Raw genomic sequence first — 11711 nt, forward strand, 5'->3', positions numbered from 1 at the left:
CGTGTCGCCCATCCTCTATGTGATACGTCACGGTCAGACCGACTGGAATGCCGAACGCCGCCTGCAGGGGCAAAGGGACATCGATCTCAATGCCATCGGCCGCGAGCAGGCACGGCAGAACGGCATTGATCTTGCCGAAATCCTCGCCTTCGAAAACCGGCCCTTCGACTTCATCGCCAGCCCCCTGCGCCGCACGCGCGAGACCATGGAGATCGCGAGGGACGCCATGGGCCTGCCGCCCAAGGACTACAGCACCGACGACAGGCTGGTCGAGCTGTCGTTCGGGGCGTGGGAAGGCTTCACCCTCAAGGAACTGAAGGCGACTGAGCCCGATCGTCTTGCCGAGCGCAAGGCGAACAAATGGGATTTCATCCCGCCCGGCGATGATGCTGAAAGCTACGAAATCCTCTCCTGGCGCGTCGGCTCGTGGCTGACATCCGTCGACCGGCCAACCGTCTGCGTCACGCATGGCGGCGTCATCCGCACATTGTTTCGCCTGATCGGCGATGTCGAAAAGGAAGAGGCCGCCGAAATCCCGATTCATCAGGACCAGATCCTGAAGGTCGATCCGCATATGAAAATCATCGGCTGGATGTAAAGCGGTTCCGTATCGAGAACAGGGATGGCGAGGATCTGCGAAACCGTGGCGGAACGACCTTTCCCGAGCTCGAATAACTTCCCAGCCGCCGGCCGCCCGGCGGCACCAGCATTTACTGAACGATATCGAGATCGTTGACGACGCGCTTGCCATCGACTTCCGTGTAGAAAACGACGACCTTCACGCCGGCCTGCAGGCCATTGAAATCGAAATCCTCCGGCACCTGATAGTTCTTGCCGTCATCCAGGGTGATGCTGAAGTTCTTCGCATCGACTTTCTTGATCGTTGCCTCGACATCGGCGCTTTCGGCAAAGCCTGCGACGGGCGCAAGCAGGCTTGCCGTGGCCAAAAGCGTCGCTACAAAAAAGCGCATGGTCGTTCACCCTTCAGGTCGATTTGATTGTGATTTCTTATGCGGTGTAGAAAACACGCCGAATATGGCGGAAGTTGCCCCCAATAGTGGCTTCGCTCGCCCAATTGGTGAATGCGCCGTCACAATCCACAGTGCGGATTAATCTTTGTTTACCATACCGCTGCCCGCGGAAGACGGCGTCGAGCGGCGCTTGCGTGGCGGCGAAAAGAAAGATTTTGTCTGGCCAGCTTTTTGGCCCCCGAATGAGCAAGGCAGAACCGGCCTCGATCATCCGGCATTGGAATCAAATAAGTAGAGCACGGAGCCGCCCGAAAACCGCTTACACTTTTCGGCATCATGCTCTATGAGTGTGCCGCAATTGCAAGAGAGAAAAGGCGGTCTGTTCATCGGGCTGCAGCAAACCGGTCGTTTCCAATGTCGCACAATACATTCGGTCATCTTTTCCGCGTCACCACCTGGGGCGAAAGCCATGGTCCGGCGCTCGGCTGTGTCGTCGATGGCTGCCCTCCCGGCCTCCGCTTCAAGCTCGAAGACATCCAGGCCTGGCTCGACAAGCGTAAACCGGGGCAATCGCGCTTCGTCACGCAGCGGCGCGAGGACGATCTCGTCAAGGTTCTCTCGGGCGTGATGATGGATGAGGACGGCGAGACGATGATCTCGACCGGCACCCCGATCTCGATGCTGATCGAGAACACCGACCAGCGTTCGAAGGATTATGGCGAGATCGCCAGGCGCTACCGTCCTGGCCATGCCGACTATACCTATGACGTCAAATACGGCATCCGCGACTATCGCGGCGGCGGGCGCTCGTCTGCGCGCGAGACAGCCGCACGCGTCGCGGCCGGCGGTATTGCCCGCCTCGTCGTGCCCGGCGTGACCATCCGCGGGGCACTGGTGCAGATCGGCAAGCACAAGATCAACCGCGCCAACTGGGATTGGGCTCAAGTTGACCAGAACCCCTTCTTCGCCCCGGATCCTGAGATCGTGCCGGTGTGGGAAGACTATCTCGACGGCATCCGCAAGGCCGGCTCCTCGATCGGCGCCGTAGTCGAAGTCGTGGCCGAAGGCGTGCCAGCCGGTCTCGGCGCTCCGATCTACGGGAAGCTCGACCAGGATATCGCCTCGCTGCTGATGTCGATCAACGCCGTCAAGGGCGTCGAAATCGGCGAAGGGTTTGCGTCCGCCGAGCTGACCGGAGAGGAAAATGCCGACGAGATGCGCATGGGCAATGACGGCAAACGCATCTTCCTGTCAAATCACGCCGGCGGCATTTTGGGCGGTATTTCCACCGGCGAACCGATCGTTGCGCGCTTCGCCATCAAGCCGACCTCCTCGATCCTGACCGAGCGTCAGTCGATCGATGCCGACGGCAACAATGTCGATGTGCGCACCAAGGGCCGCCACGATCCGTGCGTCGGCATTCGCGCCGTGCCGATCGGCGAGGCAATGGTTGCCTGCGCCGTTGCCGATCATTATCTGAGGGATCGCGGCCAGACGGGCCGGCAGAGGTAGGAAATTCGAAATGTCTTACGACCAGAAGCGTGTTGTCGATGCCATCCGGGCTTTCGAAGCCGGCGAGATCGTCGTCGTCATGGACGATAACGACCGCGAAAACGAAGGCGACCTGATCGTCGCCGCTGTTCATTGCACGCCGGACAAGATGGCCTTCATCGTCCGGCACACATCCGGCATCGTCTGCACGCCGATGCCGCGCGAGGAAGCCAAACGGCTGAACCTCAACGCCATGGTGGCGGAAAACGACTCCGCCCATACCACGGCCTTCACCGTCTCCGTCGATTTCAAGCACGGCACGACGACAGGCATTTCCGCCGACGACCGGACGCTGACCGTGCGCAACCTCGCCAACCCGAATGTCGGCCCGGCGGATTTCGTCCGTCCCGGCCACATCTTTCCGCTGGTTGCCCGCGAAGGCGGCGTGTTGATGCGCTCCGGTCATACGGAAGCCGCCGTCGATCTCTGCAAGCTTGCCGGCCTGCCGCCGATCGGCGTCATCTGCGAACTCGTCAATGACGACGGCACGGTGACGCGCGGCCAGCAGGTGGTCGAATTCGCCGAGCAGCACGGGCTGAAGCTCGTCTCCGTCGCCGACCTCATCGCCTATCGCCAGCGCAAGGAAACACTGATCGAGCTCGGCACCAGCTTCGATATCGAAACGCCATTCGGCAAGGCACGCGCCCATACCTATTCGCTGCCCTGGGACCCGATGCAGCATCTCGCCGTCGTCTTCGGCGATATCCGCGACGGCGTCGATATCCCGGTGCGCCTGCATCCCGAAAGCGTCGCCGAGGATCTGTTCGGCAAACGCCGTCCGGTCGATTTCTACATGAAGAAGATCGCCGAGGAAGGCCGCGGCATCATCGTCTACCTGCGCGAAGGTTCCGTCGGTGTCGGTCATTTCGACAATGGCCGCAAGGCGCGCCAGGCTGAACGCGAAAGCCATGCCGAGGCACAGGTGCGCGACAGCGAATGGCTGGAAATCGGGCTGGGCGCACAGATCCTGAAGGATCTCGGTGTCAGCTCGATCAAGCTGCTCACCAGCCGCGAACGGCACTATGTCGGTCTCGAAGGCTTCGGCATCAAGATCGCCACGACGGAAATCTGCTGATTCCACCCTCCCCTCGAGGGGGAGGGTCGGAGCGAAGCTCCGGGGTGGGGTGATGCCCCACACGATCACCCCCACCCACCGCTGCGCGGCGACCTCCCCCCTCCAGGGGGAGGTACCTAAAACTCGCGATCCAGCAGGCCCATCATGATGTCGTCGTGCCAGCTGCCATTGACGTAAGCGGTCTCCCGCTCCCTTCCTTCAACGACGAAGCCGCATTTTTCATAGGCTCGGATGGCGCGCTTGTTGTAGGCGAGCACGCGTATTCCGATGCGATGCAGCTTCATCTCGCCAAAGGCGTGATCCAGCAGAAGCGCAATCGCTTCCGTGCCAAAGCCTTTGCCAAGCAACGCCGGATCATAAATCCCGATTGCCATCGTCGCGCGCCGGTCCTGGCGATTGACGTTGTCCAATCTGATCACGCCGGCAAAGGCGCCGTCGATTTCGATGACCCATGCGTGAAGGTGATCGGCAATACCTTGAACCCATCGCGCCGCGCCCTCCCGGGTGACGGGCTTGATGTCCTCCTTGTTGACGCCATACATCTCCGCGATCTCTGCATTCGTACCCAAAGCGAAGCGCACTTCGGCGTCGTCGGCACACGGCGGGCGGAGCCTGACATTTCTGCCCTCGAGAATTGGTGACGACAACGAACCCTCCGTTTTCAGGTGCTCCTCCGACTATTCGCCCCCATGAGCATGCCCTCCACCAGAGGTGGCGGTCTGAAACGCGCTGCATCCGAACTAATAGAAGTGGTTTTGCTGCAGCTTGCAAGTGTTGAGCGGCACTATGTCGGCCTCGAAAGCTTCGGCATCAAGATCGCCACAACGGAAATCTGCTGATTTCCACCCTCCCCTCGATGGGGAGGGTCGGAGCGTAGCTCCGGGGTGGGGTGATGCTCCACACGATCACCCCCACCCGCCGCTACGCGGCGACCTCCCCCCTCAAGGGGGAGGTGACAAAGCCTGGGATCAATTCCGCCACGTGCGGCCGAATACGCGAAGCCAATTATCATAGGCGAATTTTCGCAAAGCCTGTTCATCGAATCCGCTCTTGCTCATGGCCTCTATGAGGCGTGGCAGGCCACTTGCATCTCCGATCTCACGAGGCATGACCGCTCCGTCAAAATCTGATCCGAGCGCGACCCCATCCGCGCCGATGCGGGCGCTGAGATGGTCAATCTGGCGGATGACCGCTTCGAGCGGGGTGTCCTCGTCAAGATTGGCATCCGCGCGGATATCGTTGACGGCAAGATTCAGCCCGACGACGCCGCCTGTATCTCGAATGGCGTCCAATTGCCGATCGGTCAGGTTCCTGGTCGACGGACATATGGCATGGGCGCAGGTATGCGTGGCGACGAGCGGAGCGGTGCTCAATGCGGCGACATCCCAAAATCCGCGCTCATTCAGATGGGAAACATCGATCATGATCCCCAGCTCGTTACATCTTCTAACCAGATCCTTTCCCAAATCGGTGAGGCCGGGTCCGGTATCGGGCGATCTCGGATAGGTGAATGGAACGCCATAGCCGAAGATATTCGGACGGCTCCACACAATACCCAGGGACCGAAGGCCGGCATCATAGAGGCTATCCAGATAGGCGAGATCGGGGCCGATTGCGTCGGCGCCTTCCATATGGAGCACAATGGCAAAGGCGCCGTCATATCGAGCCGCCTCGATCTGGCTGACGCTCGTTGCCAGACGGATTCTATCACCCGAGCGCCCGATCAGCTTCCTTATGGCCGAAAGCTGCCCGTCGATTTGCCGGTGGGCATGGTCCGGAGGCAGGGCCTCGGCATAGCGGACTTCGTAGCCATCATGGGTGATCGTCAGATCGTCCACCGGCTTATGTTCCGGCGCGGCATACATCGCGAATAATCCGCCGGCCAAGCCGCCTTCGAGTGCTCGCGGAAGATCGAGATGCCCGGCCTCGGACCGAACCAGAAAATCGCGGCCGTCAGGTCTATAATCCAGCATGAACTGGACCGCGTCGTTATGCCCATCGAAAATCCGAATAGTGTCCATGCGATCGCAGTTCCCATAGATCAGAGGCCGCTTCGCTCTCCCGTCAACGCAATCCGCAGGCGATTTCCCGAACAAGGAATATCGGTCATTCTCGCCAGCCGTCGAGAAACACAACCTTCTCGACACCGGTGAAACGGGCAACGCGCTCCAGCTCTGCTTCCAGCTTCTCCAGCCGGCCGGAAGATGCTTTGACACCCGGTTCCAGCCACAGGCGTTTGACATCCAGTGTTCCCGCCTTGCGGTCGGCCTTCATGTCAATCCGTCCGATCAGACGGTCTCCTTCCAGGAGCGGAAAGACATAGTAGCCATATTCGCGCTTCGGCTCGGGCACGAAAATCTCGATGCGGTAGAAGAAGCCGAAGAGGCGTTCGGTGCGGTTGCGATCGCGTAGCGTGGGATCGAAGGGGCTGAGAACGCGGATGCGCGCCGGCGCTTCGGCGTGACTATCGAGCGTGTCATGAAAGTCGAGGAAAGCTAAGGAGGGTCGAGGCTTGCCGCCACCGGCAGGCTCGATCAGCACATCGGTCAATTCGTCGCGATGGGTCTCGACCCAGCTCTTGGCCTCCTGCGGCGTCACCAGATCCCAGAAAGCGGCGATTTCGCCCGAGGTGGCAAAGCCGAGGCGCTGCAGCGCGCTGCGGCAAGCCCAATCGACAAATTCGTCATGCTCCACTTCCGGCTCATGGAAATGGGCCGGCAGGACGCGTTCGACGAGATCGTAGACCTTCTGGAAATTGGTGCGGCCGGCAATGGCGAACTTGCCGGTGCGCCAGAAATATTCGAGCGCCGTCTTGTTCGGGTGCCAGTTCCACCAGCCGCCGGAGACGTGATCCTCCGCCTTGACCTCGCGGGCGGTAATGGCGCCGTTCTTCAGCACGCGCTCGTAGGTTTCCTCGAAAGCCGCCTCGAACCCCTCTCCGCGCCATTTGCGCCAGCGCGCAATGATCGCCTCCTCTTCACGGCGAAAGCGGTGCTTCCAATAGACGAAGAAGGCGCTCGGCAGGATCGAGGCATCATGCGTCCAGTTCTCGAAAAGCGCGCCATCCTTTTCCAGAAGCTCCGTCAGATGTTCGCGCCGATAGGTCTGGTTGCGCGAAAACAGGATCTGATGATGGGCGCGCTCGACGGTTGCGATGCTGTCCACCTGCACGAAGCCGATGTCATGGATGAGCTGCAGCAGCCCCGCCTTTGTCAAGGCGCGGTTGGGCGGATTGGCAAGCCCCTGTTTGGCAAGAAACACGCGGCGGGCATCACGATTCGAAAGCAGATTCGTCATAAGCGGATCATAGGCATAAATTCCCATGCTTTCAAAGAGGCCCTGATTTGATAAATCGAAGCGATGCGCTATAGCTCCGCGATCACACTGTTGAACAGGGAAAGCGCTTGGATATCCGCTTCGACAACGCCGGCGTCGATTATGGCACGCGCACTGCGCTGTTTCCTTTGAATCTCACGCTTCAGGAGCGCCGCATCGGGGTGATCGGCCTCAACGGCTCCGGCAAGACGACCTTCGCGCGGCTGATCAACGGGCTCGTCAAGCCGACGACGGGACGCGTCTTGGTCGATGGGCTCGACACGGTCGGCAACGCCAGCGAGGTGCTTGGAAAAGTCGGCTATATCTTCCAGTCGCCGCAGAACCAGATCATCCTGCCCATCGTGCGCGACGATATCGCCTATGGGCTGAAGGCGCGCGGATATGACAAGACGCAAATCGAGGCGGCGGTCGAGGGTATTCTTGGCCGCTTTGGCGTCGGCCATCTCGGCGCGCGGCGGGCGCATGAGCTTTCCGGTGGCGAGCTGCAGATGGCCGCGCTCTGCTCTGTACTCGTGACCGGACCCGATATCCTCATTCTCGACGAACCGACCAACCAGCTCGATCTCAAGAACCGGGCGCTCGTGCGGAAGACCATGATGGAGCTGCCGGAAAGCATCATCGTCATCAGCCACGATCTGCCCCTGCTCGAGGATTTCGAGCGGGTGCTTTTGTTCGACCAGGGCCGGCTCGTCGCCGACGCTCCGGCAGAGGAGGCGATCGCTCGCTACAGGGGGATGGCAGGCTGATGCAGACGCTGCATGTCGATGTCGATACATGGTTGCACCGGCTTTCGCCGCGCGTAAAGCTCCTCACGTTGACTGCATTCGGCGTATTGCTTTTCCTGACGCAGTCCGTCGCGGTGCTTGCCTGTGCAAATCTTGTCGGCGCCGGCCTCTATTTCCGCAGTGGCCTGCCGATCCGAGACGCATTGAAGCGGCTGCGGCCGATCCTGATCTCGATTGCCGTGCTCGCCGTCTTCGCCGCACTCGTCGGCCCGCTGCACGCCGCCATCGTCACCGCCCTGCGATTGACCGCGCTCGCATTGTTTGCCGCCACGGTGACGGCGACGACATCGATGGCTGCTTTCATCGACGAGATCACGGCGCTTGCCATGCCGCTCCAAAAGTTCGGCCTGCTGAAGGCCGCCGATATTGGATTGGCGATCGGCCTCGTCATCCGGTTCGTCCCCGAGATCCTCGATCGCTACCGTGCGATCCGCGAGGCGCATCAGGCGCGCGGGATCAAGGTTCGCCTGGCGACCACGCTCGCGCCGCTGATCATCCTGACGCTGCGCGATGCGGACAATATCGCCGCCGCGATTGACGCGCGCGGCATTCGGCGTCAATGAACATAGATCTTTTTCGGAAGGAGCCGCCATGAACACCCGCGATCTCGTCCTCTCGGCACTTTTTGCCGCCATCATCGTGGCGCTCGGGCTCTTGCCGCTCATCCCGATCGGCATCATTCCGGTTCCGATCACGGCACAATCGCTCGGCGTCATGCTAGCCGGCGTCGTGCTCGGCGCCAAGCGCGGGGCGATCGCGGTGCTGCTGGTGGTCGTCCTTGTCAGCATCGGCCTGCCGGTGCTGTCGGGCGGTCGCGGTGGCCTTGCCGTCTTCGCCGGCCCGACGGCCGGCTTCTTCGTCGGCTGGATCTTCGCGGCCTTCGTCACCGGCTATTTCTCGGAGAGGCTGGTAAAGCCGGAACAGAGCGGCCTCGTTCAGGGCGTCGGCTTCTTCATCGCTGCCGTCATCGGCGGCGTGGTCGTGCTCTATGCGTTCGGCATCGCCTGGCTGACGATCAATATCGGTTTCAGCAAGGCGTTTCTCGGGTCCTTGGGCTTTGTGCCGGGAGATGTCATCAAGGCCGTCGTCGCGGCTCTCGTCGGCCGTGCCGTCATGGTCGGCTATCCGCTTCTGCCGCAGCGGAGCTAGGGCACGTCGCCTAAAAATGCGCGGCGGTTTTACGGCAGCGACGTGCGTCTCAGCGTGACTTACGTCAGGTATTTATAGAGCCAGTCGCGCGTGTCTTCCGGCAGCGGCGCCGGATCGTGTTCATCGCCACGGACCGCGAGCCAGAGAATTTCCACTTCCGCCGCCAGTTCGTTGCCGGTTTCGACCATGATCATGAAGCCGATCGACTTGCCGCCGATCTTGTTGACGCTGATCGAAAAGCGGGCAAGATCGTCATAGTGCAAGGCCCGGTGCAGCGAACAGGATGCCTTCCTGGCGATGTAGAGCGGTTCGTCCTCGACCAGCGGCCGGGTGCGCCAGAAATTCGAGAGCGCCGTTTCTGCCTGAGAGATATAGGAGGCGACAAACATCTGGCCGTGCCGGTCGACATCGCGCGGCGGCACCCTTACCTCGACGACATCGGATCGTTCTGCTCTCGCCATCACGCAATAACCCTGGCCGACGCCATACTCGCCTTAATGAAAGCTTAACACCGCGCCTCGATAAGTAAACGGCGCCACGCCAAAGTGGTTAAGATGGATTGTTGACATTGTAGTGACATGGTCCATGTCCTGTAATAGGCGTCACACCTCATTTATAGATTGGCCCCATGAGCACACGTCTTTACGAACACCCGATCTTCCTGGAACATATTGTTCCGCCTGGCCACCCGGAGCGGCCGGATCGGCTGCGCTCGCTGAATATCGCGCTGGAGCATCCGAATTTCGAGCGACTGGACCGGCGGAAAGCGCCTGCCGCACACGAGGATGCAGTCCTGCTTGCGCATCCCGAGGAGCATCTGGAGTTCGTGCTGCGTTCGATGCCGGACAGAGGCGACGACGGCGAGATCAACCAGCTCGAAGCCGATACCTATGCCAGCCCGAAGACGTTGCAGGCAATCATGCACGGCGTCGGCGGAGCCATGGCGGCGGTCGACGACGTCTTTTCCGGTGCGGCCGACAATGTCTTCGTCGCGGCCCGTCCGCCGGGGCACCATGCCGAGAAGACCAAGGCCATGGGCTTCTGCTTCTTCAACAATGCCGCAATCGCCGCCCGCCATGCGCAAAAGGCCCACGGCGCCGAGCGCGTCGCCATCGTCGACTGGGACGTGCACCACGGCAATGGCACTCAGGATATTTTCTGGGACGATCCGTCCGTGCTCTTCTGTTCCACCCACCAGATGCCGCTCTATCCAGGCACCGGCAAGAAGGATGAAAGTGGCACCCACAATACCATCGTCAATGCGCCGCTCTCTCCCAATACCGGCGGCGATCATTTCCGAGAGGCCTTCAAGTCGCGCATCCTGCCGGCGCTCGCCGACTTCAGCCCCGATCTCATCATCATCTCGGCCGGCTTCGACGCCCATCACCGCGATCCCCTGGCGCAATTGAACCTAACGGGCGAGGATTTCGACTGGGCGACCGGGCGGCTGCTCGAAGTTGCAGACCGCAGCGCCAAGAACCGGGTCGTCAGCCTGCTCGAAGGCGGCTATGATCTGGAAGGTCTCGCCGAGTCGGCGGGGATGCATATTCTACGCATGATGAAAGGTTGACGATGAGCGAGAACGCCAAGGCAGATGTTTCGGGCTATTCCTTCGAGAAGGCTGTGGCGGAGCTTGAAAGCATCGTTGCCCGGCTTGAGCGCGGCGATGTGGCGCTGGACGAATCCATCTCGATCTACGAGCGCGGCGAAGCGCTGAAGAAGCACTGCGAAGCGTTGCTTTCAGCGGCGGAAAACCGCATCGAGAAGATCCGGCTCGACCGCGCCGGCAAGCCACAGGGTACGGAAGCGCTGGACGGCGCATAGGATCAAAACGGGAAATTTGAGTTTGGCACGCATTCCCGATAGGTTGAGCCCCAACCGAAAGGAGAGCCTTCATGTCATTCTTCCCAGGCAACGATCCTCAGGCCGGCGATGCCTTCGCCTGCGATGCGATCGAGAACCTTATCATTCCGCGCACCAGCGACCTTGGCGGCTTCTCCGTGCGGCGCGCGCTTCCGAGCAGCCGGCGCCGGTTGGTAGGACCGTTCATCTTCTTCGACCGCATGGGACCTGCGATTTTACGGCCGGGCCAGGCGCTCGATGTGCGCCCACATCCGCATATCGGCCTTTCCACGGTCACCTATCTCTTCGACGGCGAGATCCGCCATATGGACAGCCTCGGCACGGCCAAGGTGATCCGTCCCGGCGACGTGAACCTGATGACGGCCGGGCGCGGTATCGTGCATTCCGAGCGCACGCCGGAGAACCTGCGCGATCACCCTTTCGCCATGTCCGGCCTGCAGACCTGGCTGGCGCTCCCCGACGACAAGGAGGAGATCGATCCCTCCTTTGCCCACACCGAGAAGGACGAGCTGCCTGTGATCGCCGATGGCGGCGTGACCGGGCGCGTTGTCATCGGCGAATTCGAGGGTCTGAAATCGTCGGTGAAATCCTTCTCCGACACGCTCTATGTCGATCTGCAGCTTCAGCCCAATACGACGTTTCCTTTTGGGTCAGCGCATGAGGAGCGGGCCCTCTATATTCTCTCCGGTTCGCTCATCGTCGCGGGCGACCGTTTCGAGCAGGATCAGCTCCTCGTCTTCCGTCCCGGCGATGCGATAACGCTGGAGGCAGGCGAAAAAGGCTGTCATCTCATGCTTTTTGGCGGTGCAGCGCTCAATTCGAAGCGCTATATCTGGTGGAATTTCGTCTCGTCCTCAAAGGAGCGCATCGAAAAGGCCAAGGAAGAATGGCGCACAGGCCGCTTCGATATCGTGCCGGGCGACGAGGAAGAGTTCATTCCCCTGCCGGAAGGCTAACGGGTTCATAACACTCCCACATGTT

15 protein-coding genes are annotated in these 11711 nt (G+C 60.9%); 10 read left to right on the forward strand and 5 right to left on the reverse strand.

Annotation, left to right across the window (positions count from 1 at the left end; all coding sequences use genetic code 11):
* Window position 1 precedes the first annotated feature (1 nt).
* Window positions 2–598 carry a histidine phosphatase family protein gene (locus PH552_RS22950; protein ID WP_112341177.1) on the forward strand — a complete coding sequence of 199 codons (597 nt, stop codon included), beginning with the start codon at window positions 2–4 and terminating at the stop codon, window positions 596–598.
* A gap of 112 nt (window positions 599–710) precedes the next feature.
* Here the strand turns inward: PH552_RS22950 and PH552_RS22955 are convergent, their stop codons facing one another.
* Entirely contained in the window at window positions 711–971 is a 261-nt protein-coding gene (locus PH552_RS22955) for a DUF1344 domain-containing protein (protein ID WP_112341176.1), read from the reverse strand.
* 414 nt (window positions 972–1385) lie between these two features.
* Between PH552_RS22955 and aroC the strand changes: the two genes are divergently transcribed.
* Window positions 1386–2483, forward strand: coding sequence for a chorismate synthase (gene aroC, locus PH552_RS22960; RefSeq protein WP_183763300.1), 1098 nt, complete (start codon window positions 1386–1388; stop codon window positions 2481–2483).
* Between the two features lie 10 nt (window positions 2484–2493).
* Window positions 2494–3597 carry a 3,4-dihydroxy-2-butanone-4-phosphate synthase gene (gene ribB, locus PH552_RS22965; protein WP_112341174.1) on the forward strand — a complete coding sequence of 368 codons (1104 nt, stop codon included), beginning with the start codon at window positions 2494–2496 and terminating at the stop codon, window positions 3595–3597.
* Window positions 3598–3713: 116 nt separating this feature from the next.
* Here ribB and PH552_RS22970 read toward each other — a convergent pair whose 3' ends face one another.
* The gene (locus PH552_RS22970) at window positions 3714–4244 is read right to left on the reverse strand and encodes a GNAT family N-acetyltransferase (protein WP_112341173.1); all 531 of its coding nucleotides are present in this window, start codon (window positions 4242–4244) and stop codon (window positions 3714–3716) included.
* Window positions 4245–4286: 42 nt separating this feature from the next.
* On the opposite strand from PH552_RS22970, the gene PH552_RS22975 reads away from it, so the two are divergent.
* The gene (locus tag PH552_RS22975; protein WP_181592298.1) at window positions 4287–4436 is read left to right on the forward strand and encodes a hypothetical protein; all 150 of its coding nucleotides are present in this window, start codon (window positions 4287–4289) and stop codon (window positions 4434–4436) included.
* A gap of 129 nt (window positions 4437–4565) precedes the next feature.
* Here PH552_RS22975 and PH552_RS22980 read toward each other — a convergent pair whose 3' ends face one another.
* The gene (locus PH552_RS22980; protein WP_112341172.1) at window positions 4566–5618 is read right to left on the reverse strand and encodes a dipeptidase; all 1053 of its coding nucleotides are present in this window, start codon (window positions 5616–5618) and stop codon (window positions 4566–4568) included.
* Between the two features lie 85 nt (window positions 5619–5703).
* Window positions 5704–6894: a winged helix-turn-helix domain-containing protein gene (locus PH552_RS22985; RefSeq protein WP_112341247.1), complete on the reverse strand. Its 1191-nt coding sequence runs from the start codon at window positions 6892–6894 to the stop codon at window positions 5704–5706.
* A gap of 107 nt (window positions 6895–7001) precedes the next feature.
* Here PH552_RS22985 and PH552_RS22990 point away from each other — a divergent pair, with 107 nt between their 5' ends.
* Genes PH552_RS22990 through PH552_RS23000 form a run of 3 tightly spaced genes read left to right on the forward strand, consistent with a single transcriptional unit; the run spans window position 7002 to window position 8867 of the window.
* Complete coding sequence (locus PH552_RS22990; RefSeq protein ID WP_112341171.1) at window positions 7002–7679, forward strand: energy-coupling factor ABC transporter ATP-binding protein; 678 nt, start codon at window positions 7002–7004, stop codon at window positions 7677–7679.
* Window positions 7679–8281: an energy-coupling factor transporter transmembrane component T family protein gene (locus PH552_RS22995; RefSeq protein ID WP_112341170.1), complete on the forward strand. Its 603-nt coding sequence runs from the start codon at window positions 7679–7681 to the stop codon at window positions 8279–8281. Before PH552_RS22990 ends, PH552_RS22995 begins: the two co-directional genes overlap by 1 nt.
* A gap of 28 nt (window positions 8282–8309) precedes the next feature.
* A complete protein-coding gene (locus tag PH552_RS23000; protein WP_183763297.1) occupies window positions 8310–8867 on the forward strand; it encodes a biotin transporter BioY in 558 nt (185 codons plus the stop codon).
* A gap of 59 nt (window positions 8868–8926) precedes the next feature.
* Here PH552_RS23000 and PH552_RS23005 read toward each other — a convergent pair whose 3' ends face one another.
* Window positions 8927–9328, reverse strand: a complete 402-nt coding sequence (locus PH552_RS23005; RefSeq protein ID WP_112341168.1) for an acyl-CoA thioesterase — start codon at window positions 9326–9328, stop codon at window positions 8927–8929.
* 167 nt (window positions 9329–9495) lie between these two features.
* On the opposite strand from PH552_RS23005, the gene PH552_RS23010 reads away from it, so the two are divergent.
* The 3 genes from PH552_RS23010 (at window position 9496) to PH552_RS23020 (ending at window position 11686) form a co-directional block, all read left to right on the forward strand.
* Entirely contained in the window at window positions 9496–10437 is a 942-nt protein-coding gene (locus tag PH552_RS23010) for a histone deacetylase family protein (protein WP_112341167.1), read from the forward strand.
* 2 nt (window positions 10438–10439) lie between these two features.
* Window positions 10440–10691, forward strand: coding sequence for an exodeoxyribonuclease VII small subunit (locus PH552_RS23015; RefSeq protein ID WP_015339025.1), 252 nt, complete (start codon window positions 10440–10442; stop codon window positions 10689–10691).
* 71 nt (window positions 10692–10762) lie between these two features.
* Window positions 10763–11686, forward strand: a complete 924-nt coding sequence (locus PH552_RS23020; RefSeq protein WP_112341166.1) for a pirin family protein — start codon at window positions 10763–10765, stop codon at window positions 11684–11686.
* The last annotated feature ends 25 nt before the right edge of the window (window positions 11687–11711 follow it).

The sequence above is a fragment of the Rhizobium aureum genome (genome assembly GCF_030182495.1).
GTDB lineage: Bacteria > Pseudomonadota > Alphaproteobacteria > Rhizobiales > Rhizobiaceae > Rhizobium > Rhizobium tropici_C.

What these genes read in the sequence shown, in the direction of transcription:
- PH552_RS22955 (WP_112341176.1), bottom strand. Translation starts at nt 971, where the DNA reads ATGCGCTTTTTTGTAGCGACGCTTTTGGCCACGGCAAGCCTGCTTGCG.
- aroC (WP_183763300.1), top strand. Translation starts at nt 1,386, where the DNA reads ATGTCGCACAATACATTCGGTCATCTTTTCCGCGTCACCACCTGGGGC.
- ribB (WP_112341174.1), top strand. Translation starts at nt 2,494, where the DNA reads ATGTCTTACGACCAGAAGCGTGTTGTCGATGCCATCCGGGCTTTCGAA.
- PH552_RS22975 (WP_181592298.1), top strand. Translation starts at nt 4,287, where the DNA reads ATGAGCATGCCCTCCACCAGAGGTGGCGGTCTGAAACGCGCTGCATCC.
- PH552_RS22980 (WP_112341172.1), bottom strand. Translation starts at nt 5,618, where the DNA reads ATGGACACTATTCGGATTTTCGATGGGCATAACGACGCGGTCCAGTTC.
- PH552_RS22985 (WP_112341247.1), bottom strand. Translation starts at nt 6,894, where the DNA reads ATGACGAATCTGCTTTCGAATCGTGATGCCCGCCGCGTGTTTCTTGCC.
- PH552_RS22995 (WP_112341170.1), top strand. Translation starts at nt 7,679, where the DNA reads ATGCAGACGCTGCATGTCGATGTCGATACATGGTTGCACCGGCTTTCG.
- PH552_RS23000 (WP_183763297.1), top strand. Translation starts at nt 8,310, where the DNA reads ATGAACACCCGCGATCTCGTCCTCTCGGCACTTTTTGCCGCCATCATC.
- PH552_RS23005 (WP_112341168.1), bottom strand. Translation starts at nt 9,328, where the DNA reads ATGGCGAGAGCAGAACGATCCGATGTCGTCGAGGTAAGGGTGCCGCCG.
- PH552_RS23010 (WP_112341167.1), top strand. Translation starts at nt 9,496, where the DNA reads ATGAGCACACGTCTTTACGAACACCCGATCTTCCTGGAACATATTGTT.
- PH552_RS23015 (WP_015339025.1), top strand. Translation starts at nt 10,440, where the DNA reads ATGAGCGAGAACGCCAAGGCAGATGTTTCGGGCTATTCCTTCGAGAAG.
- PH552_RS23020 (WP_112341166.1), top strand. Translation starts at nt 10,763, where the DNA reads ATGTCATTCTTCCCAGGCAACGATCCTCAGGCCGGCGATGCCTTCGCC.